The sequence below is a fragment of the Streptomyces rishiriensis genome, assembly GCF_030815485.1.
Classification (GTDB): Bacteria; Actinomycetota; Actinomycetes; order Streptomycetales; family Streptomycetaceae; genus Streptomyces; species Streptomyces rishiriensis_A.
This window is the reverse complement of record NZ_JAUSWV010000002.1, coordinates 2,955,829-2,977,350: the sequence shown is the minus strand read 5'-3', so window position 1 is coordinate 2,977,350 and position 21,522 is coordinate 2,955,829. Positions and strand designations below refer to the sequence as shown.

17 protein-coding genes are annotated in these 21,522 nt (G+C 70.1%); 12 read left to right on the top strand and 5 right to left on the bottom strand.

The features are described from left to right. Positions 1–69 precede the first annotated feature (69 nt). From wecB to QF030_RS15705, 3 genes are all read right to left on the bottom strand, one after another. Positions 70–1,173, bottom strand: coding sequence for a non-hydrolyzing UDP-N-acetylglucosamine 2-epimerase (gene wecB / locus QF030_RS15715; RefSeq protein ID WP_307163299.1), 1,104 nt, complete (start codon positions 1,171–1,173; stop codon positions 70–72). A gap of 241 nt (positions 1,174–1,414) precedes the next feature. Next, positions 1,415–2,017: an acyltransferase gene (locus tag QF030_RS15710; RefSeq protein ID WP_054244907.1), complete on the bottom strand. Its 603-nt coding sequence runs from the start codon at positions 2,015–2,017 to the stop codon at positions 1,415–1,417. Between the two features lie 96 nt (positions 2,018–2,113). Continuing rightward, the gene (locus QF030_RS15705) at positions 2,114–3,856 is read right to left on the bottom strand and encodes a D-glucuronyl C5-epimerase family protein (RefSeq protein WP_307163298.1); all 1,743 of its coding nucleotides are present in this window, start codon (positions 3,854–3,856) and stop codon (positions 2,114–2,116) included. Positions 3,857–4,284: 428 nt separating this feature from the next. Between QF030_RS15705 and rplU the strand changes: the two genes are divergently transcribed. The 7 genes from rplU to QF030_RS15670 all read left to right on the top strand — a co-directional run bounded on the left by rplU (position 4,285) and on the right by QF030_RS15670 (position 13,277). After that, the gene (rplU, locus tag QF030_RS15700; protein WP_007381993.1) at positions 4,285–4,605 is read left to right on the top strand and encodes a 50S ribosomal protein L21; all 321 of its coding nucleotides are present in this window, start codon (positions 4,285–4,287) and stop codon (positions 4,603–4,605) included. A 14-nt stretch (positions 4,606–4,619) separates the two neighbouring features. Continuing rightward, complete coding sequence (gene rpmA, locus QF030_RS15695) at positions 4,620–4,874, top strand: 50S ribosomal protein L27 (protein WP_007381992.1); 255 nt, start codon at positions 4,620–4,622, stop codon at positions 4,872–4,874. Positions 4,875–4,986: 112 nt separating this feature from the next. Beyond that, complete coding sequence (gene obgE / locus QF030_RS15690) at positions 4,987–6,423, top strand: GTPase ObgE (protein WP_307163297.1); 1,437 nt, start codon at positions 4,987–4,989, stop codon at positions 6,421–6,423. Positions 6,424–6,681: 258 nt separating this feature from the next. After that, a complete protein-coding gene (locus QF030_RS15685; RefSeq protein WP_307163296.1) occupies positions 6,682–7,950 on the top strand; it encodes a hypothetical protein in 1,269 nt (422 codons plus the stop codon). Between the two features lie 179 nt (positions 7,951–8,129). Continuing rightward, a complete protein-coding gene (locus tag QF030_RS15680; RefSeq protein ID WP_307163295.1) occupies positions 8,130–9,629 on the top strand; it encodes a bifunctional cytidylyltransferase/SDR family oxidoreductase in 1,500 nt (499 codons plus the stop codon). A gap of 158 nt (positions 9,630–9,787) precedes the next feature. Next, on the top strand, positions 9,788–11,878 hold the full coding sequence (locus QF030_RS15675; protein WP_307163294.1) for a hypothetical protein: 2,091 nt from the start codon (positions 9,788–9,790) through the stop codon (positions 11,876–11,878). Positions 11,879–12,053: 175 nt separating this feature from the next. Further along, positions 12,054–13,277 carry a glycosyltransferase family 2 protein gene (locus QF030_RS15670; protein WP_307163293.1) on the top strand — a complete coding sequence of 408 codons (1,224 nt, stop codon included), beginning with the start codon at positions 12,054–12,056 and terminating at the stop codon, positions 13,275–13,277. Positions 13,278–13,316: 39 nt separating this feature from the next. Here QF030_RS15670 and QF030_RS15665 read toward each other — a convergent pair whose 3' ends face one another. Beyond that, positions 13,317–14,717: a polysaccharide pyruvyl transferase family protein gene (locus QF030_RS15665; protein ID WP_307163292.1), complete on the bottom strand. Its 1,401-nt coding sequence runs from the start codon at positions 14,715–14,717 to the stop codon at positions 13,317–13,319. A gap of 237 nt (positions 14,718–14,954) precedes the next feature. Between QF030_RS15665 and proB the strand changes: the two genes are divergently transcribed. The 5 genes from proB (at position 14,955) to QF030_RS15640 (ending at position 20,241) form a co-directional block, all read left to right on the top strand. After that, the gene (gene proB, locus QF030_RS15660; protein ID WP_307167582.1) at positions 14,955–16,061 is read left to right on the top strand and encodes a glutamate 5-kinase; all 1,107 of its coding nucleotides are present in this window, start codon (positions 14,955–14,957) and stop codon (positions 16,059–16,061) included. A gap of 137 nt (positions 16,062–16,198) precedes the next feature. After that, complete coding sequence (locus tag QF030_RS15655; RefSeq protein WP_307163291.1) at positions 16,199–16,756, top strand: hypothetical protein; 558 nt, start codon at positions 16,199–16,201, stop codon at positions 16,754–16,756. Positions 16,757–17,138: 382 nt separating this feature from the next. Next, a complete protein-coding gene (locus QF030_RS15650; RefSeq protein ID WP_307163290.1) occupies positions 17,139–18,425 on the top strand; it encodes a glutamate-5-semialdehyde dehydrogenase in 1,287 nt (428 codons plus the stop codon). 94 nt (positions 18,426–18,519) lie between these two features. Next, positions 18,520–19,104 (top strand): SCO2584 family spore wall biosynthesis protein, encoded by a 585-nt coding sequence (locus QF030_RS15645; protein WP_307163289.1) that lies wholly within the window; start codon positions 18,520–18,522, stop codon positions 19,102–19,104. Between the two features lie 66 nt (positions 19,105–19,170). Further along, positions 19,171–20,241: an SCO2583 family membrane protein gene (locus tag QF030_RS15640; protein ID WP_307163288.1), complete on the top strand. Its 1,071-nt coding sequence runs from the start codon at positions 19,171–19,173 to the stop codon at positions 20,239–20,241. A gap of 34 nt (positions 20,242–20,275) precedes the next feature. Here QF030_RS15640 and QF030_RS15635 read toward each other — a convergent pair whose 3' ends face one another. Continuing rightward, entirely contained in the window at positions 20,276–21,418 is a 1,143-nt protein-coding gene (locus QF030_RS15635; protein ID WP_373428893.1) for a M48 family metallopeptidase, read from the bottom strand. Positions 21,419–21,522 lie beyond the last annotated feature (104 nt).

Below are 21,522 nucleotides of genomic sequence, written 5' to 3'. Positions count from 1 at the left end.
GCACGGACTGTGGGTCACATGTGGCCGTCCGCAGGCGGACGGCCACGCTCCCCGCTTCCGTTCCTCATGTCAGGCGGGCCGGCTGCCCCCCTTCCATTCCTCCATGAGACGGACGACGTTGTGTGCCGCGCGGCCGTCGCCGTACGGGATGCCGGGGTCGTCGGTCGGCACGGCACGGGTCACGGTCTCGGCCCACTCCTGGGGCGACAGCGTGTGCGGGTCGGGTACAAGGACGTTCCAGCCCGTGTCGACGGTTTCCACCCACTCCGTCTCGGGGCGGATCGTGGTGCAGATGCGCTCCAGCAGGAACGCCTCCTTCTGCAGACCGCCGGAGTCCGTCACCACACCCACGGAGGCCAGCACGGCGGCGACCAGGCTCGCGTACGGCAGCGGGCGGCCGACGTGCAGGTTGCCCTGGGACAGCTCGATGCCGTGCTCGTGGGCGCGGGCGACGAGCCTCGGGTGGGCGGCGAGCGCCACCGGCACCGGCAGCTTGGCGAGCGAGTCGACGATCGCGGCGAGCCGCTCGGGGTCGTCGGTGTTGTCCGGGCGGTGCAGGGTCGCCAGCAGGAAGGGCTGCGCCGGGTCGATGCCCTCGGGCAGTTCCGGAGCGGGGAACTCGCCGGCGCGGACCTGGTCGCGGATGCGCAGGCAGATGTCGACCATCACGTCGCCGGCCAGTCGGGCGCGGTCGGCGAGGCCCTCGTTGGCGAGGTGGCGCATGGCCTCCTCGGTGGGCGCGAGGAGCAGGTCGGCGCTGTGGTCGGTGAGGACGCGGTTGTGCTCCTCCGGCATCCGCCGGTTGAAGGAACGCAGGCCCGCCTCCAGGTGCGCCACGGGCAGGTGCATCTTCACGGCCGACAGCGCGCCCGCGATGGTGGAGTTCGTGTCGCCGTAGACGAGCACCCAGTCGGGCTGCTCACGGTCGAGGACCGGGTCGAGCGCGGAGAGGACGGCGCCGGTCTGCACGCCGTGGCTGCCGGAGCCGACACCGAGGTGGACGTCGGGATCCGGGATGCCGAGGCCGGAGAAGAAGACGTCGGAGAGGTCGGCGTCGTAGTGCTGCCCGGTGTGCACGATGACGTGCTCGTGCTCGGTCTCCGCGAAGGCGGCCGCGATGGGGGCGAGCTTCACCAACTGGGGACGGGCACCGACGATGCTGATGACTTTCACAGAGCACTCTTCTTCTGGGGGCGGCATGTGGGGTTTGCGAGCAAAGGAAATGGTAGGCAGAGGGTTGGACGCGTCGGATCCGCAGTGGGTTGCCCTGCCGGGGCGGCGTGTCGTGTCGCGTCCTGTCCGTGTCCGTCCAAGCCGTGGTCAGAACACGGCTTTCGGGTTTCGCTCCGCTCGCATAACGATTTCGTGAACCTTGCGTTCAGGGGTACGTAAACCGGGTCAACGCGGACGGTCGCTACGCGGTGCGCTCGACGAGCGTCCCGTCCTTCTCGTCGTAGCGGGAGCCGGTCTCCGGGCACTCCCACACGCCCGGCTCCCCGTCCCGCTCCACCAGCCGGACGCCGGCCCGCCCGACCCAGCCGACCCGGCGGGCCGGGACGCCCACGACCAGCGCGAAGTCCGGCACGTCCTTGGTGACGACGGCACCCGCGGCGACCATCGCCCAGCGGCCGATGGTGAGGGGCGCGACACATACCGCGCGCGCACCGATGGAGGCCCCGTCGGCGATGCGCACGCCCACGGCCTCCCAGTCGCCGCCGCGCTTCTGCTTGCCCTCGGGGTCCACGGAGCGCGGGTTGTGGTCGTTGGTGAGGACGACGGCGGGACCGATGAAGACGCCGTCGCCGAGCTCGGCAGGCTCGTAGACCAGCGCGTAGTTCTGGAGCTTGCAGTTGTCGCCCATGCGGACACCGGAACCGACGTACGCTCCACGGCCGACCACGCAGCCCTCGCCGAGCCGCGCGCCCTCCCGGATCTGCGCGAGGTCCCACACACTGCTCCCGGCGCCGATCTCGGCACCCGCGTCGACCTGGGCGCTGGGCTGGACCCTGTAGTTCACTTCTCCGCCTTCCGGTGTCTGGCTACGCCTGGCGAGCATACGGGCAGGGGCCGCCCGTCCGACGAGGGCGGCCCCTGCCCGCACAAGCGCGTTCGCTCAGTGTCCGTCGGTGGTGACCTGGTTGGCCGGAATCCAGTACCCGGCGAGTTCCTCCGAGGTGACCCGGACCATGGACCGCCCGTTCACCATCGCCCTGCGGTCGAACTGGAGGGTGTGCGACGCGGAGTACTTCAGCGTCTTGAGCGTGCCGGCCACGCCGTTGGTGCCGAAGCTGATCGCCTCGACGGAGGCGTTCGCGGCGATCGTGAGCGTGCGCGGCACCCGGTAGGTGACGGTGACGTGCTCACCGCGCAGGAACGCCTTCGGGTAGGCCTCCCCGATCCAGTAGCCCTTGTACGCTCCGGCGCTGATCCGGTACCAGACGCCCGCGCCCTGGATACGTCGTCGCATGTCGATCGGCGCCTGGGTGGCCCGGGCGAAGACGACCTTCTTCGAGCTGAGGATCTTGTCCGCCTTGGCCTTGACCCAGCCGCCGTCGGCCTTGGTGTCCAGCTTGTACAGGGTGTGCGTGCCGGCGGCGATGGCGATCACCGAGCCGGACTTCACGCCCGGCGGGACGTCCTCGATCAGCATGTCCAGCTGGTGGGCGAAGACCGAGCTGTTGGTCTGCCAGTTCAGCTGCTGCCAGAGCGTGATGTGGTGGTGGTGATAGGTGTTCGCCGGGATCCGGTGCGTCTGGCAGTAGTACGAGAACCAGCGCGGGTTGCGCAGCAGGGTGAAGTACCGGGCCATCGTCGTGCACGCGCCGTCGTACAGCTGGGCGGCGAGCTCGTTCCCGGTCAGCCGGTAGTAGTCCCAGACGCCGAACAGGGCGAAGATCATGCCGTTGTACGTGTAGTCGCCCGTGCCGGCCGTCTTGAACGGGTACTCCTGGATCCAGAGGTAGCCCGCCTTGTCCTTGTTCACCACCCACGGGTTCGCGTTGTCGGCGCGCAGCAGCGAGGCGAAGGCGCCGTCGGCGGCCGTGCGGTACAGGGCGCGTTCGTCGGCGCTGAGCCCGTCCTCCAGAGCGGCGAGCTGGGCGAAGAGGCTGATCGCCTCGCCCTGGGCCATGCCGGAGTACCAGGGCGCCTTGTAGACGACACCGCTGTGCTCGGCGTGGGTGAAGTCGAACGGGTACGGGAAGTACCAGGCGCCGCGGGTCTCGACGCGCTTGGCGATCAGCCGGTCGGCCTGGGCCTTCGCGCGCTGGAGGAACACCGCCTTGCGGGTCGGGTCGGTCTCGACGCGGTAGCTGGTGATGCAGCCGAGGCCGAACTGGATCTGCCCCACGGGGTGGTCGTAGGACTTCCCGTCGGCCGTGTACTTCATGTACACGCCGTCGGAGTTCAGGTGGTAGTCACCGGACGAGAGGTTGACGTTGGCCCAGGTGGTGGCCCGGTTGCGCCACGGCCGCATGGCCTCCGGCAGATCGGGGGCGATCTGGTAGCCGGCCTTCTGGAACTCGAACGGCAGGGTGGTGGGGACGTCCGTCTCGGTCGGCGTGCCACCGGTGTACGGGATGTGCGTGCCGGCGCTCGGCGCGCTGACGCTGCCGCCCTCGAGGGGGTCCGGCAGCGGCGGCACGGGAAGAGCCTCCCCGCCCGTGCCGGACGGCAGACTCAGCGCGATCGACCGCGGCATGTTGGCGAACGGGTCGGTCGGCGTGGGCGACTCGAAGACCCCCGTCGCCATCGCCGTGACGGCCCCGCCGCCCACGACCGCCACCCCGGCGGCGCCGCCTCCGGCCAGCCGTATGAACCGTCTCCGGCCGATTTCGGCACGCCTCTTTCCAGCCATAACTCTGGTCCCCCCCAAGGGTGTTGATCAGCCATGATCAACAGATGATCTTGATTGTCGGTGAATGTGGATCGTATGTGAAAGCCGTGGGTTTTCGTGATGGTCGAGAGAAGTTCGCTCGAAGGGGGGCGGAGGGGGGATTGGGGCATACCGGCGCGTTGCGGGAGGTACGACAAGGAGGGGAGCGGGTTCTGTGACGAAACCGTGATCCGTGGGAAGTGTCGATGTCGGACACCCGGCCCGGTTTGACCCTTGAAGCCGGGGCCCGTAGCCTTGACCCTCGGCGTGTCGGTTGACATGCCACATCCCCGTAAACCCTCTTCCTCCCGGGTGCCGGTTACCTCGGTGGTCGGGAGAGGCCGTCCGTGTTCGTTCCCGGGTGGCTGGACTTCGGGGGTGCCGTCCCAGAGCGAGAGAGTGAGATCCGCGTGTACGCCATCGTGCGCAGCGGTGGTCGCCAGCACAAGGTTGCTGTCGGCGACATCGTTGAGGTTGACAAGATTTCCACTGCCAAGGTTGGCGACACGGTCGAGCTCTCGACCCTGCTCGTTGTCGACGGCGACGCTGTGACCAGCGACCCGTGGGTGCTGGCCGGCATCAAGGTCCAGGCCGAGGTCGTGGACCACCACAAGGGCGTCAAGATCGACATCCTTCGCTACAAGAACAAGACCGGCTACCGCCGTCGTCAGGGCCACCGCCAGCAGTACACGGCGATCAAGGTCACTGAGATCCCCGCGGCTGCGAAGTAAGGGACTGAGGAGACATGGCACACAAGAAGGGCGCATCGTCCACCCGGAACGGTCGCGACTCCAATGCCCAGCGGCTCGGCGTGAAGCGCTTCGGCGGTCAGGTCGTCAACGCGGGTGAGATCCTGGTCCGCCAGCGCGGCACGCACTTCCACCCCGGTGCGGGCGTCGGCCGTGGCGGCGACGACACGCTGTTCGCGCTGAACGCCGGTGCGGTGGAGTTCGGTACCCACCGTGGCCGCAAGGTCGTGAACATCGTTCCGGTCGCCTGATCGGAAGCTTTCGCGAGGCGGACCTCACTTCCCGTGTGGGAAGGCGGGTCCGCCTTTCGCGTGTTAGGCAGTATGAAACCCGAACGTTTTCGCAGTGCTGGAGGCACCTACCATGACCACCTTCGTGGACCGCGTCGAACTCCATGTCGCCGCGGGTAACGGAGGCCACGGCTGTGCCTCCGTCCACCGTGAGAAGTTCAAGCCGCTCGGTGGCCCCGACGGGGGCAACGGCGGCCGTGGCGGCGATGTGATCCTGGTCGTCGACCAGTCGGTCACCACGCTCCTCGACTACCACCACAAGCCCCACCGCAACGCCACCAACGGCAAGCCCGGCGAGGGCGGCAACCGCTCCGGCAAGGACGGCCAGGACCTGATCCTGCCGGTCCCGGACGGCACCGTCGTCCAGGACAAGGCCGGCAACGTGCTGGCGGACCTGGTCGGCCACGGCACCTCGTACATCGCCGCCCAGGGCGGTCGCGGCGGCCTCGGCAACGCGGCGCTGTCCTCGGCCCGCCGCAAGGCGCCCGGCTTCGCGCTGCTCGGCGTGCCCGGTGACCTCCAGGACATCGTCCTGGAGCTGAAGACGGTCGCCGACGTGGCCCTCGTCGGCTACCCGAGCGCGGGCAAGTCCTCGCTGATCTCCGTCCTGTCCGCCGCCAAGCCGAAGATCGCGGACTACCCGTTCACGACCCTGGTCCCGAACCTGGGCGTGGTCACGGCCGGTTCCATGGTCTACACGATCGCCGACGTGCCCGGTCTGATCCCGGGCGCCAGCCAGGGCAAGGGCCTCGGCCTGGAGTTCCTGCGCCACGTCGAGCGGTGCAGCGTCCTCGTGCACGTGCTGGACACGGCGACCCTGGAGTCCGAGCGCGACCCGCTCTCCGACCTCGACATGATCGAGGAGGAGCTCAAGCAGTACGGCGGTCTCGGCAACCGGCCGCGGCTCGTGGTGCTGAACAAGATCGACGTACCGGACGGCAAGGACCTCGCCGAGATGGTCCGCCCGGATCTGGAGGCGCGCGGCTACCGCGTCTTCGAGGTGTCCGCGGTTGCCCACCTGGGCCTGAAGGAGCTGTCCTTCGCCCTCGCCGAGATGGTGGGCGCGGCGCGCGCGGCCAAGCCGAAGGAGGAGGCGACCCGGATCGTCATCCGTCCGAAGGCGGTCGACGACACCGGCTTCACCGTCACGCTGGAGGAGGACGGTCTGTTCCGCGTCCGGGGTGAGAAGCCCGAGCGCTGGGTGCGCCAGACCGACTTCAACAACGACGAGGCCGTCGGCTACCTCGCCGACCGGCTCAACCGCCTCGGTGTCGAGGACGCGCTGATGAAGGCGGGCGCCCGGGGCGGCGACGGCGTCGCCATCGGACCCGAGGACAACGCGGTCGTCTTCGACTGGGAGCCGTCCGTGACGGCCGGCGCCGAGATGCTCGGCCGCCGTGGCGAGGACCACCGCTTCGAGGAGCCGCGTCCCGCGACCCAGCGCCGCCGGGACAAGCAGGCCGAACGCGACGAGGCGACCCAGGAGTTCGAGGGCTTCGAGCCCTTCTAGCCCGCCGGCTCCTGCCGCTCGTCATCGGGACCCGTGGGGGTCGGCCGTCCGTCGGCCGGCCCCCACGGGTCCTTCTTCGCTGCCCGACGCGGCTGCCGCGTCGACGACGTCCGTGCGCCGTCGGCGCGAGCGTCCTCGCCGTCGACACCGCGGGCGGAGGCCCGGAGGGGGAACACGCAGACCCGGAGCCGGAGACTCATCTGGGCCCCAGGCTCCTCTCAGCGTCCCCCAAGGAATCCCTCTTACCGTCCTCTGACCATGGAGACGGACTGTACGAACCCCACGGACGGCACGACCGACGGCCTCCGCGTCCACGCGGTGCCCACCCCGCTGCCCGCCGGCACCCGCCTGCTGCACATCGGGCCGCACAAGACCGGGACCACCTCGATCCAGGGCGCCCTGTTCGCGGCGAAGGAGAAGCTGCCGGCGTACGGCGTCACGTACCCGGCGCAGAGCAGACACCCCATGCAGGCCGTGCTGGCGGCCTGCTCCCGGACCGGGATGATCGGCGACAGCGCGCCCACCGAGCGGCACTGGACGCGGCTCGTGGACCAGGTGCGCGCCACCGGCCGCCACACCTGCGTGATCAGCAGCGAGTTCTTCGCCGACGCCCCGGACGACGCGACCGCCGAGCGGATCGTCGAGCAGCTCGGCGGGGAGTCGGTGCAGGTACTGGTCACCCTGCGCCCGCTGGTGCGGATCATGCCCTCGCAGTGGCAGCAGTACGTGCAGAACGGCCTGCGCATGGGCTACGAGGAGTGGCTGGAGCACATGCTCCGCAAGCCCCCCTACGAGAAGCCCAACCCCAGTTTCTGGCGCCGGCACCGGCACGACCGGCTGGTCGAGCGGTGGGTTCGCGTGGTCGGGGCCGACCGGGTCACCGTCGTCGTGGTGGACGACCGGGACCGGGGCGGGCTGATGCGCGCCTTCGAGGGACTCCTCGGGCTGCCCGCCGATCTCCTCCAGCCCGTTCCGGACACGGCGAATCGCTCACTCACCCTGGCCGAGACCGAAATGCTGCGCACCCTCAACAAGGAATTCCGCGGTAATGGCCTTCCCGACGAACTCTATTCACGGCTGGTTCGTAACGGCGCGGTCATGCATATGAAGAACATGTGCAGCCCGACGTCACACGACGTGAGGATCTCCACACCCGACTGGGCGGTCCGGGCGGCCACCGGGATCGGCGCCGAGATGGCCGAGCGGATCGGGTCGACGGGCGTACGGGTGATCGGTGACCCGGCCCTGCTGTCCGCCGTGCCGGGGCCCGCCGGGAGGCCGGCGCCCGCGGAGGCCCGGATCGCGCCGGAGGTGGCCGCTCAGGCGCTGTACGGGGCGCTCGCCGCGGCGGCCGCGGGGCCCGGCGGAGGTTCGGCGCGCGCCGTGCACCAGACCTCGTCGAAGGAGCTCGTGCGGGTCCTCGGGCACCGCTGCCTCGAGCGACTGCGGCGGCACTGCCGCCGCCCGGCGCGCTGCCGGCGGTGGCACTCGGTCACTCTCGGCAATGAGATACTCCCTGTGCAGTAACTCACAGGATTTCCAGGGACCATCCATGGGAAGCCGCGCCGGTGTCCTGGCAATCACCGGCGACGCAAGGTGAATGCCGGGTTGCGCGCACATTTGCAGCGAACGGCGCTCACCTTGCATCGCGGTAACCGCAAGTGGGACCATTTCCCCGTTCCCTGTCGCCCCGAGGTAGGTCCACTGTGTCCCAGCAGATAGCCAAGCCCCGTACCACCGCAGTGATCCTGGCCGGTGGCACCGGTCAGCGCGTGGGTCTGTCGATCCCCAAGCAGCTGCTGAAGATCGCCGGCAAGGCAGTCATCGAGCACACTCTGACCACCTTCGAGAAGGCCGACTCGGTCGACGAGATCATCGTGCTGATGGCGCCGGGCTATGTGCCGGACATCGAGAAGATCGTGTCCAAGGCCGGTTTCAAGAAGGTCCGGAAGATCATCGAGGGCGGCTCCACGCGGAACGAGACCACCGAGCGCGCCATCGCGGCCCTGGGCGAGGGGCTGGCCGACGGCGAGGACCTCAACGTGCTCTTCCACGACGCCGTGCGTCCCCTGCTCTCGCAGCGGGTCATCGACGACTGCGTCACGGCGCTGGAGCGCTACCAGGCGGTCGACGTCGCCATCCCGTCCGCGGACACCATCATCGTCACGCGTACGCACGGCGAGGACGGCGAGTTCATCACCGAGATCCCGGACCGCTCCCGGCTGCGCCGTGGCCAGACCCCGCAGGCGTTCAAGCTGTCCACCATCCGCCGGGCCTACGAGGTGGCGGCGGGCGACCCCAACTTCCAGGCCACCGACGACTGCACCGTCGTGCTGCGCTACCTGCCGGACGTGCCGATCCACGTCGTGGCGGGCGACGAGTACAACATGAAGGTGACCCAGCCCGTCGACGTCTTCATCGCCGACAAGCTCTTCCAGCTGGCCTCCTCCGCCGCCCCCGAGCAGAACGGCGAGGAGGTCTACCGCGAGCTCCTCACCGGCAGGACCATGGTCGTCTTCGGCGGTTCCTACGGCATCGGCAAGGACATCGCCGAGCTCGCCGAGTCCTACGGCGCCACGGTCTACGCCCTGGGCCGCTCCACCACCGGCACGCACGTGGAGAACCCGGAGGAGGTCGACGACGCCCTGTCGAAGGCCTACAGCGAGACCGGGCGCATCGACTACGTCGTCAACACCGCGGGCGTGCTGCGCATCGGCAAGCTGGCCGAGACGGACAACGCGACCATCGAGGAAGCGCTGAAGGTCAACTACCTGGCGCCGGTGCAGATCGCTCGTTCGGCGTACAAGTACCTGGCGGAGACAAAGGGGCAACTGCTGCTGTACACCTCCAGCAGTTACACCCGGGGACGCGCCGAGTACAGCCTGTACTCCTCCACCAAGGCGGCGATGGTGAATCTCACCCAGGCCCTCTCCGACGAGTGGGCCGGTGACGGCATCCGGGTGAATTGCGTGAACCCGGAGCGCACGGCGACGCCCATGCGCACCAAGGCCTTCGGGCAGGAGCCGGCGGGCAGCCTGCTGTCCTCCGAGGCGGTCGCCCGCACCTCGCTCGACGTGCTGCTCTCCGAACTCACCGGGCATGTCATCGACGTCCGCCAGCAGGACCCGACGGCGGCCGCCGGCCGCGCCTCCGGCTTCGAGCAGGCGCTGGCCGGAGTGCTCGACCGACAGGATGGCGTGGCATAATCCATCGGAAATAGCCATCGAATTTTCAGGCCTCTGTGGCTCCCTGTTTACGGAGAATTCACAGAGGCCTGAATCCGTAAAACTCCCGAAATCTTCACATAAGGATTTTCCGGACTTTTAGTACTTATGATCGGCCCCCTCCCAGAGCAGGTTTCTCCGTGATATCCACCGCTATTCGCGTAGCCCGGGTGGGCAGCGCGGCCGAACTGGCCGCGGCGGCCCTCATGATGCTGGGCTACCCCGGCCTCATGGCGGCCGCTCTCGTCCCGAGCGCCCCCGCCTTCGCCGTCGCGGCCGCCGTGACGTACCTGGCGGACCTCTATCTCCACCGCAAGGGCAGTCGCCTCATCGGCCTCCTGGGCAAGGTGCGGGCAGGTCTGTCCACCCGGTTCCTGGTCCGCGAGCTGCTGCTGATCCTGCTGCTGGCGAGACTCGACCTCTCGCAGGAGCCGGTCTTCTACGCGGCGATCGCGTGCTTCACGGTGTTCTTCGGGCTCCAGGCCCCGCACGGCGCGCTGGTCACGCTGATCGGCAAGCGCCGCCAGATGCCGGTGGTGACCAGGAACGTCGACCTTGCCTCCAGGCTGCGCATACCGGACGCCCCGCCGCGCCTGCTGCTGAGCCGCGCCACGGTGAAGATGCTCCACCTCGACCTCGCGGCCGTCGTGGGCCTCCTCGTCGGCGCGCTCGCCGACTCCGAGCCCGCGGGCTTCGCCGGCATCGGCGTCACCCTGGTCCTCGGCGCGCTGTACGTGCTGGCGCTGGTGCCTTACCTGCGGGCGAAGCGGCTGCCGCCGAAGGCCGACAAGGTGCTGGGCACGGTCAGCGCCTGGCTGCGCGAGTACCGGCCGCAGACGGTGCTCTACTTCTCCGGCTCCGACGACTCCGCCTACCAGGTCAACATGTGGCTGGAGACCATGGAGCAGATGGAGTCCCGGCCCCTGGTCATCCTGCGTGAGCGCACCGTCCTGGAGAAGATGGCGCCCACGTCGGTCCCTGTCGTCTGCGTGCCCGGGGGGGTGCACCTGATGAACATGGATCTGTCCATGGTGCGGGTCGCGTTGTACTGCGCGAACGTCGGCAAGAACATCCACCTGCTGCGCGTGCCGACCATGAAGCACGTCTTCATCGGCCACGGCGACAGCGACAAGCTCGCCAGCGTCAACCCGTTCAGCAAGGTCTACGACGAGGTGTGGACCGCGGGCCGCGCGGGCCGCGACCGCTACGCCATCGCCGACGTCGGCATCCGCGACGAGGACATCGTGGAGGTCGGCCGTCCGCAGCTGGCGCCGATCAGGACCGCGGAGGGCGCCCCCGAGGGCCGTATGGCGACGGTCCTGTACGCCCCCACCTGGGAGGGCTGGGACGACAACCCGGGCAACACCTCGCTCCTGCTGGCCGGCGAGAACATCGTGAAGAAGCTGGTCGCGGCCGATCCTCCGGTCCGCGTCCTGTACAAGCCGCACCCCTTCACCGGGACCCGCAGCGCCAAGGCGGGCGCCGCGCACCGGCGGATCACCGCGCTGATCAAGAAGGCCGCCGCCCAGCGCGCGGGCGACCCCCGCTTCACCGCGGACCCGGCGTCCGAGGCCGAGGCCAAGGCGGAACTGACGCGCCTCAAGGCCCGGCTGGACGGCCTCGCCCTCGCCTTCGACGAGCGCGCCGACGAGGCCGTGACGAGCCGGGACGGCATCGTCGACATCCGCAAGCACGAGGAGGCCGCCCGGCTGCGCGCCGAGTGGAACGACGCCTACTGGCGCTCCTTCCCCTCCTTCGAGCACCGGGTGATCACCGGCGCGGGACCCCGCCTGTACGACTGCTTCAACGCCTCCGAGGCGATGGTCTCGGACATCTCCAGCGTGGTCTCCGACTTCATCGCGAGCGGCAAACCGTATGCGGTCGCGGACTCCGCGGACCTGGGCGCCGAGGAGTTCAGGCGGCAGAACACCGCCGTGCGCGCGGCGGTGATCCTCAGCAACAGCGCCGCCGAGCTGGACCAGCTGCTGGACGCGGTCCACGACCCGGACGCCGATCCGCTGGCCAAGGACCGCAAGGAACTCAAGGAGTACCTGCTCGGACCCGACCGGCCCACCTCCCTCGAACAGTTCGACACCGCGGTCACCAACCTCGCGCTGAAGGCCGAGGCACGCAACGCCGGTCAGGAATCCCGCGCGGCCACGATGGACGACGCGGTCGGTGCCGCGCCGGACGACGCGACGGAACTGCCCAAGGGTGTTACGGCAGCCTGACGTCCGTATTTTCCGCGCCGGGCCCCCGGAGAGGTCTCTCCGGGGGCCCGGCCTGTCGTACTCTCTGTGATGTGGGACACGTACCGAAACCCAGGCAACCCACCCCGTTCATCCTTCGTCTACCGGGTATCCAAAGTGTTCTTGTGGTGGAACCGGTGTGTGATGAGAGGGACAAGTGACCGCGCAGCCTGACGTCACGGTGGTCATCGGGGCGTACGAAGCGATGCCGTACCTGGTCGAGTGCCTGGCATCGGTCGAGGCGCAGACCCTGGACGCGGCGCGCTGGGAGGTCATCGCCGTGGACGACGGTTCCCGGGACGGGACGGGGGAGTACCTGGAGGAGTTCGCCGCTCGCGCCCCCATGGCCGTCACCGTGGTCCGCCAGGAGAACTCCGGCGGCCCCAGCGGCCCGCGCAACGTCGGCCTCTCCAAGGCCGCCGGTCGCTACGTCTTCTTCCTCGACGCCGACGACCGGCTCGGCGCCGAGGCCCTGGAGCGCATGGTGGCCATGGCCGACCGCAACGGCACGGACGTGGTCCTCGGCCGGGTCGAGGGCATCAACCGCAAGCCGCCCAGGTCGATGTGGGGCAAGACCCTCGACCGTACGGACGTGTACTCCTCCAACATCAAGTTCACCCTCAGCGCGCAGAAGCTGTTCCGCCGGGAGTTCCTGGAGCGCCACGGGATGCGCTTCGACGAGTCGCTGTGGACCGGCGAGGACGCCCTGTTCACCATGGAGGCCTATCTGCGGGCCGACGGCGTCTCCGTGGTCGCCGACTACACCTGCTACTACCTGGTGGGCCGCACCGACGGCAAGCATGTGACGAAGAGCGGGAGTTACACCCTGCGCTTCGACTCCGCGCGCGCTCTGATGGGTCTGCTGGAGCGGCTCGTCCCGCCCGGCGCCAAGCGGGACGTGCTCATGGTCCGCCCCTTCCTCGTCACCGTGCTGCCGCAGTTCGGGCCGGTCTTCCTCAGGAACGACGAGGAGATCCGGCGCACCAAGCTGGAGCTGGCCAAGCCGCTGATGGACGCCTACTGGAACGAGGGCGTCGCCCAGCGGCTCCTGGTGCACGAGCGGCTGCGGCTGGAGCTGGTGGCCCGTCGGCGACCCGAACTCCTCGTGGACGTGCTCGAGTTCATGGCGGCCAAGAAGGAGCCCGCTCCGGTCCTGAAGAAGCGCAACACCCAGCTCTACCTGGCCTATCCGCACTACGGCTCCCGCACGGCCGGCCTGCCGGACCGGATCTACCTGGCCGAGCCCCGCGAGGCGAAGAACTTCCCCGGCTGGCGCAACGACCCGACCGAGACCTTCCTCCGAGGCTTCGCCCGCAAGGTCCGCCGCAGACTCCGCCGACTGCGGCGCACGATGCGACCGGGCGGCACTGCGGCCGTGTGAGCCGGCGTGCGGTGCCGCCCCGGTCGTGCTCGGCGGGGTCTACTTGCCCGGCTTCAGCGCGCGGCGCAGCGGGCCGCCCACCACGCGCCTCGCCCGACGGTAGATCGACGGGGCGGGGATGACCGCGGCGGCCTTGGCGGCGGCCTTGGCGCCGGGCCGGCTCTTCGCCAGGTCCCGCTTCAACTGGGCGTTCTCGGAGTCCAGTTCGGTGATGCGCTGCTGGAGCCAGCCGAAGCGGTCGGCCAGCGAGGTGAGATCGGCGTCGTTCCAGGGGCGCACGCCGGACGGGAAGGACAGCGAGCGCAGCTTCTTCTCGAAGGCGACGCCGCCGTCGCCGTGGGTGAAGGTGTTCGGCAGCCCGTTCTTGTCCAGGAACGCGGTGAACCGGTCGAAGCGCTCCTTGTGGTTGCCGCTGAGCGCGGTGAAGTCGGCCTCCTCGTACAGCTCGGCCGGGTCGAGGTCCGCGGGCACCTCGCTGAGCAGCCGGTGCGGTATCTCGAAGTAGCGGCACAGCTCCAGCGTGCGCGAGTCGAAGGCCAGCACGGTCGCGGGCGTGCCCGCCAGCAGCGCCGCGATGTTGCCGTGGATGCGCGAGCCGAACGAGTAGTCGAAGTCCCGCAGGTCGTCGATCCAGGTGATCGGGTCGATGTAGACCCGGGCCTTGTCCTCGCGGTACATCGGGTGGTCGGGGTGGGTCGGCATCTCGGTGATCCGGCCGGCCGGGGAGTTCACGTCCCGCCAGTGCAGCTGCTTGGCGTCGGTGAGGTTCTGGCCTATGTAGCGCAGGTTCTGGTAGCGCTCGTGGGTGCGGGTGATGACCTTGTGCAGTCCACCGCCGCGCACCGCCGTGTGCGAGCCGTTGACGGCGATCCGCGACTCGGCGGTCAGCGCCGCCGTCCTCTTCTCGACGGGCAGCCGGTCGCCGTGCATGAACATCGACGGGCAGCCGATGACCTCGACGTCTCGGAAGCCCATGTCGTTGAGGTACTGCTCGGTGAACTCGCCCCGCACGCCTATGGAGGCGCTGTGCTCCAGCACCGCCGCGCAGAAGGCGCGCACGCTGGACTCCATGGGCTTCAGCCGCGCCGGGTCGTAGGTCACACCGGTCTGCGCGCCCACTCCCATCACCACGACCGGGATCTTCAGCTTCCCGATGAGCCGGGTCAGCCGTTGGAGCGGCTGCTCGAAGGTCGGCCGGAAGGCGTTGGCGAGGGGCACGACGAAGGCGTCGTACTCCTCGTTGATACGGGCCGCCGCGTTCACATCCGTACGCATGCCGTTCGAGAAGACCTCGGAGTCCGGCGTGGTGAGGATCTTGTGGGCGGCATCGCTGAAGATCAGGTTGCCGGAGTTGGTGGCGATGACGTCGCGGTGGAGGGCTTCCTCGACGGGGACGACGTCGAAGGGGCTCTTCCCCGATCTCAGGAGTATGCGCTTCACAGGGCGAACTGTAGGTGACACAAACTTCAAAATAAATTTGTGTTCTCTTCAAACTGTATGGGGAACGCGTACAACCTTTTTGCCGTACGCAAAGAGTGAGCGAACGGTTACGGCGGCGTACTGTCCGCGCAGTGGAACCCGCGCGCGGCCTCCGCCCCTGTTCGCGTAGATTGCCAGGCGGGCAGCCGTCGACCTACACAAGGGGCGAAGAGCAAGGTGGCAGGGGCAAGGCAGGCCGTGAGCGAGGCCCGCAGGATCGTCGTCAAGGTCGGCTCCTCGTCGCTGACCACCGCCTCCGGCGGGCTCGACGCCGACCGGGTGGACGCGCTCGTCGACGTCCTCGCCAAGAGCCGCAGCGGGGGCGAGAAGGAGATCGTTCTGGTCTCCTCGGGCGCTATCGCCGCCGGCCTCGCCCCGCTGGGTCTGCGCCGCCGTCCCCGGGACCTCGCCCGCCAGCAGGCCGCGGCCAGCGTCGGCCAGGGGCTCCTCGTGGCCCGCTACACCGCCTCCTTCGCCCGCTACGGCGTCCGGGTCGGCCAGGTGCTGCTGACCAGCGACGACATGAGCCGGCGGGCCCACCACCGCAACGCCTCCCGCACCCTCGACGAGCTGCTCGCGATGGGCGCCTTCCCGATCGTCAACGAGAACGACACCGTGGCCACCGACGAGATCCGCTTCGGTGACAACGACCGCCTCGCCGCCCTGGTCGCCCACCTCGTCCACGCCGACCTGCTGGTGCTGCTGTCCGACGTGGACGGCGTGTACGACGGCGACCCCGCAAGGCCGGGCACCTCACGGATCGCCGAGGTGCGCGGCCCCGAGGACCTCGCGCACGTCGAGATCGGCAGCACCGGCAAGGCGGGCGTCGGCACCGGCGGCATGGTCACCAAGGTTGAGGCCGCCCGCATCGCGGCCGCCGCGGGCATCCCCGTCGTCCTCACCAGCGCCGTCCACGCGGCCGACGCCTTCACCGGCGGGGACACCGGCACCTACTTCCACTCCACCGGCAAGCGTTCCGCCGACCGGCTGCTGTGGCTCCAGCACGCCTCCACCCCGCAGGGGTCGCTGACGCTGGACGACGGAGCGGTGCGCGCGGTCGTCGAGCGGCGCACCTCGCTGCTGCCGGCCGGGATCGCCGCCGTCGAGGGCGAGTTCAGCGCGGGCGACCCGGTCGAACTGCGCGACACCCGGGGGCGCCCGGTGGCCCGCGGCCTCGTCAACTTCGACGCCAAGGAGATCCCCCAGCTGATCGGGCGGTCGACCAGGGAACTGGCGCGTGAGCTGGGCGCGGAGTACGAGCGCGAGGTCGTCCACCGGGACGACCTGGTGATCCTGCACCCGTAAACCCGCTCGAACGGTCCGTACCGGTGGGGGACGTTCCGTGAAATCGCCCCGCGGAGCCGTGCGGCCTGCTCAACTTTGTTCCAGGGACAGAGAACGCGGGACACAATCCGCACGAGCGCTGCGTAAAGGAGGCCGTCGTGAGACGAGTGCGCCCTGGGGTGGCAGCGGCCCGTGGGAGTACCGGCGAAACCGGTTCGGCGGTCCCGCGCACGGCCGGTCCGGCACCGTCGCGCGCCGTGGCTCCGGCACACTCGCGCGCGCCGGGCGAGGAGCGCGCCCTGACCAGCGTGGCGGCCGGTGAGCGGTACCTGGCCCAGGAGGGCGCCGAGTCGAAGGGCGGGCAGCCCCTGGACGTCCCCCGACTGTGGCACGTCACGCTCAGCGTTTCCGGCGAGGAGGCCCCGCTGAAGGAGGTCCGGCGGGCCCTCGAGCAGCTCGCCCACGACCATCCCTTCCTGCTGACCAGCCGATACGCGGGCGACCACGCCGAGATCCGGTACTGGGAAGAGGCCCGCGACCTGCATGACGCGGCCGCCGTCGCCCTGCGCCTGTGGGGAGAGCACCGCCAGACTGCCGGGCTGCCGCCCTGGGAGATCGTCGGTCTGGAGGTCATCGACCGCCAGACCTACCACCAGCGCATCGCCGAGGGCTACGGACCGGCCCCGGCGACCCCGGTCGGCGTCCACCCGTACTGACCCCTCCACCGACGACCGACGACATCCCGGTCGCCCGGCAGGCGGCGCGGTGGGTGGCCGGCGGGCGGTGCGGCGCGGTGCGGTCCGGCGGGGGTTCGACAGGCGCTGCGGCGGGCTGCCGGCGGGCGATGCGGCGGGTGTCCGGCGGGCGGTGCGGCGGGCGATGCGGCGGGTGTCCGGCGGGCGGTGCGGCGCGGTGCGGCGGGTGTCCGGCCAATGCTGCGGCGGGCGGCGCGGCGGGGGCTCGGCCACTGCTGCGGCGGGCGGTTCGCCAGGTGTCCCGGGGCTCGGCTCGCGGCTCGGCTCGTGGCACGTCTCGTCACACATCTCGGGGTGTGGAACGAACGGTGGACCGGCCCGCGCGGCGCACTACCCTTCCCTTATGACCACGCTCTCGCCGTACGACTCCATGTCCCCGGTCACCCGCGCCGCCTATCGCGCCAAGGCGGCCGCCGCCGACCTCGCGCCGCTGCCCCGGGCCGCCAAGGACGACGCGCTGCTCGCCATCGCGGACGCGCTGGAGGTCCGTACGAGCGAAATCGTCGAGGCCAACGCGAAGGACATCGCCAAGGCCCGGGAGGCGGGCACCAGCGAGGCGATCGTGGACCGGCTGACCCTCACCCCGGAGCGGGTGCGGGCCATCGCCTCGGACGTCCGGGAGGTCGTCGCACTGCCCGACCCGGTCGGTGAGGTGGTCCGCGGTTCCACCCTTCCCAACGGCATCGACCTGCGCCAGGTCCGCGTCCCGCTCGGCGTCGTCGGGATCATCTACGAGGCCCGCCCGAACGTCACCGTGGACGCCGCCGCACTCTGCCTGAAGGCCGGGAACGCGGTCCTGCTGCGCGGCTCGTCCTCCGCCTACGAGTCGAACACCGCCCTCGTCCGGGTGATCCGTGACGCCGTCGGCGGGGCCGGACTGCCCGCCGACGCCGTGCAGCTGGTGCCCGGCGAGGGCCGCGACAGCGTGCGCGAGCTGATGCGGGCCCGTGGGCTGGTCGACGTCCTCATTCCGCGCGGCGGCGCCTCGCTCATCCGGACGGTGGTCACGGAGTCCACCGTCCCGGTCATCGAGACCGGCACCGGCAACTGCCACGTCTATGTCGACGCCCACGCCGACCTGGACATGGCGATCGACATCCTCATCAACTCCAAGGCGCACCGGGTCAGCGTCTGCAACGCTGCCGAGACCCTCCTGGTCCACCAGGACATCGCCCCCGTCTTCCTGCCGCGCGCCCTCGACGCCCTCGCGGAAGCGGGCGTGACCGTGCACGCCGACGAGCGCGTGCTGGCCTACGCCGCGGACTCCAAGGCGACCGTGGTCGAGGCCACGCCCGAGGACTGGGAGACGGAGTACCTCTCCTACGACATCGCCGCCGCCGTCGTCGACTCGCTGGACCGGGCCGTCGAGCACATCCGGCTGTGGACCTCCGGCCACACCGAGGCCATCGTCACCACCTCGCAGCAGGCCGCCCGCCGGTTCACCCAATTGGTCGACTCCACCACGGTGGCCGTGAACGCCTCCACCCGCTTCACCGACGGCGGCCAGTTCGGTTTCGGCGCGGAGATCGGCATCTCGACCCAGAAGCTGCACGCCCGGGGCCCGATGGGCCTCCCGGAGCTGACCAGCACCAAGTACATCGTCACGGGCGACGGACACGTACGGCGCTGAAACCTCCGCCGGGGCGCCGTGAGAGGGGTCTCATCCGGCGGATGAATCTGCCTACCGACTGCCCAAAATGACCCCCCAGGTCTAGTCTGGACTCGTGCCGGAGGACGTGGGGGGTATGCCGTTCCCTGACGGCTGGGAGCCCGACGACGACCACGACCGCGGGGTGTCGGACGAAGAGTTCGCCTCCGTGGTCTTCGACGAGGAGTTCGTCAAGGCGGCCGTGGTGCACGAGCCGACCGCCGTCGAACGCCTCCTGGCCGCTGCCGAGGCGAGAGCCGAGGCGTCCGAGGCCGAGGCCCGCCGGGCCCGTGCCCGAGGGGATCGCTACGACGACGCCTACGGCTCCGACGGACCCGGCGATTTCGGCCATGATCCCGATCTCGACGATCTGGACGACGTCGACCTCCCCGAGGCGTGGAAGCGCCGCTACGGCGTCCCCGGGGCGTACGGCAGGCAGGTCCGCTGGCATCGCCCCGTCGCCTGGCTGCTCGCCGTCGTCATGGGCGTCGGCATGATCGCGCTGGCCTTCGCCGCGGTCTACCGGGGTGCCTCGTCGAGCAGCCGGGATCAGCTGCCCTCGCCCGCCACGACCGGTCTCGAACAGGGGAGCGTGCCGCCTCCCTCGGCGTCCGACGACCACTCCCGGCCACCTGTCTCGGCGGTTCCGCGCACGCCCTGAGCGGCTGTCAGAAGTTGTCGCACGGCGGGGCGTTTACCCGGGCTCCGTGCGACCTACTCTGAAAGTATGGCCGGGCCCGGAGACCCACCGGAGCAGACACCCGAGGGCACTCCCGGAGGTGGAGAGGACGAGTACCGATCCGTCGTCTTCGACGAATCGTTCGTCCGGGCTGCCCGCATCCAGGAGTACTCCGCGCAGGAGCGCCTGGCCGACCACGCGCCCGCCGTCCGTCGCCGGCCGCCCGTGCGCCGGGGCCTGTCGCGGCAGGTCCTGATCCTGGTCATGCTGATCGCGGTCGCCTTCGGGACGGCCGTGTACATGGGCGTGCGCAACCCCTACCAGAACCCCATGGCGCGCCGGTCCGTCGAGCCCCTGCGGATGACCGTCATCCCGCTGGCCCCGCAGGGCGTCGTGCCCGGGGCGGCCGACGCGGAGTCGCTGTTCGCGCACAGTCCGGCCGCGCAGTTCCGCGTCGGCGCCGAGGGCATCCCGCTGCCCGCCTCCCGGCGCACCGCGCACTTCTCCGACAGCCAGGTCGTCACCGCCCTGACCTCGGCCAAGGAGTACATCGTGCACTCCTCCCTCTACCCGGAGGTGCTCGTCCGGCAGCAGGTACGGCCCGTGCGGGCCCTGATCGCCGCCGAGCAGCTCGACCAGTTCGACGAGAGCTTCAGTCACCCGGCCGCCGACGGCAGACACGCGCCGACCGGCTGGCTGGTCCGCTTCGACCCCGCCCGGACCCAGCTGGCCGACAGCAACATCCGTGTCCAGGGCACGCTCCAGGCCGCCGAGACGGACTCCGCGACCCTCGAGGTCACCGCGGACCACACCTTCGTGTACGCGCTGCGGCCGGCCGGCGCGGGCGCCGACACCTCGGCCTCGCTCTTCACCGTCCGCCGCGAGCTGCACTTCCGCTTCGACCGCACCAACCTGCGCACCCACCAGGTCCAGCTGATCGTGTCCTACGTCCAGGCCGGCCCGCTGTCCTGTGCCGAGGACTCCACGAACCACCTGCGCCCCCTGCTGGCCGGCCAGACCGCCAAGACGGGCGGCCCGGCCGGCACCGACCCCTACGCGACGGGCGGCGCGACGGCCCTGTGCGGATCGCTCGCGACGAGCGCGCAGCCGAAGGTGTGAGCCCGGCCGGCTCCGCGCCGGGCCGTGCCCCGGATCAGTCGTCGGCGCGAGGAGGCGTGTCCGCAGGTCCGTCCGGGCTGCCCGGGCCGTCCGAGCCGTTCCGCGGCGGTCGGTCGTCCGCCGGAGCCGGGCCCGCGAACCCGCCGAAGCCGCGCCGCACCCGGCCGCCGATGTCGCCCGCCCCGCCCGCGAGGTCGCTGACCAGCTTCATCAGCGGGTCCTTGGAACTCTTGACGCTCGTCGCGTAGTGGCTCGCCGACTCGCGGAAGGAGTCGGTGACCGACGTCTCCTTGTCCTCGGCGCGCCGCGGGTAGTGGCCGTCCATGATCCGCTGGTGGTCGCGGGACTCGGCCCACTTCTTCAGCTCGGCCGCGCGCACGGTGGTGAAGGGGTGCGTGCGCGGCAGCACGTTGAGGATCTTCAGCACGGAGTCGCGCAGGTCGCCGCCGGCCTCGTACTCCTCGGCCTGCTTCAGGAAGGCGTCCACGTTCATCTCGTGCAGGTGGTTGCCGCCGGCGATCTTCATCAGGCCGCGCATCGAGGCCTTCAGGTCCTGGCCGACGAGGAGCCCCGCCCGGTCGGCGGACAGCTCCGACTTGCGGAACCACTCGCGCAGCGCCGTGACGATCGCCATGATCGCGAGGTTGCCCAGCGGGATCCAGGCGACCCGGATCGCCAGGTTCGTCAGGAACAGCAGGATCGTGCGGTACACGGCGTGCCCGGACAGCGCATGGCCCACCTCGTGGCCGATGACCGCGCGCATCTCCTCCTCGTCGAGCAGCTCGACGAGCCCGGTGGTGACCACGATGATCGGCTCGTCCAGACCGATGCACATCGCGTTGGGCTGCGGATCCTGGTTGACGTACATCGGCGGGACCTTCTCCAGGTCCAGGATGTAACAGGCGTCCCGCAGCATGTCGTTGAGGTGCGCGAACTGCTGGTCGGAGACCCGCACCGAGTCGGACAGGAACAGCAGCCTGAGACTCCGCTCGGGCAACAGCCCGCTGAGTGCCTTGAACACGGTGTCGAAGCCGCTCAGCTTGCGCAGCGCCACCAGGGCGGAGCGGTCGGCCGGGTGCTCGTACGCACGGGAGGAGATTCCCGGGAAGCGCCTGCGCTGCCTGCTCGGCACGTTCTCGTGGCCGGTGGCGTTCTGCTCGTGGCCGTCGTCGGACATGTCTTCCCCCATGTGCGTCTGAGTGGCCGCTACCTGCTGTGTGGCCTCTGCCTGACCCTTTACGGACCCTTGTGCGGCCCTTTGCACCCCCGAAGCAGAGCCCA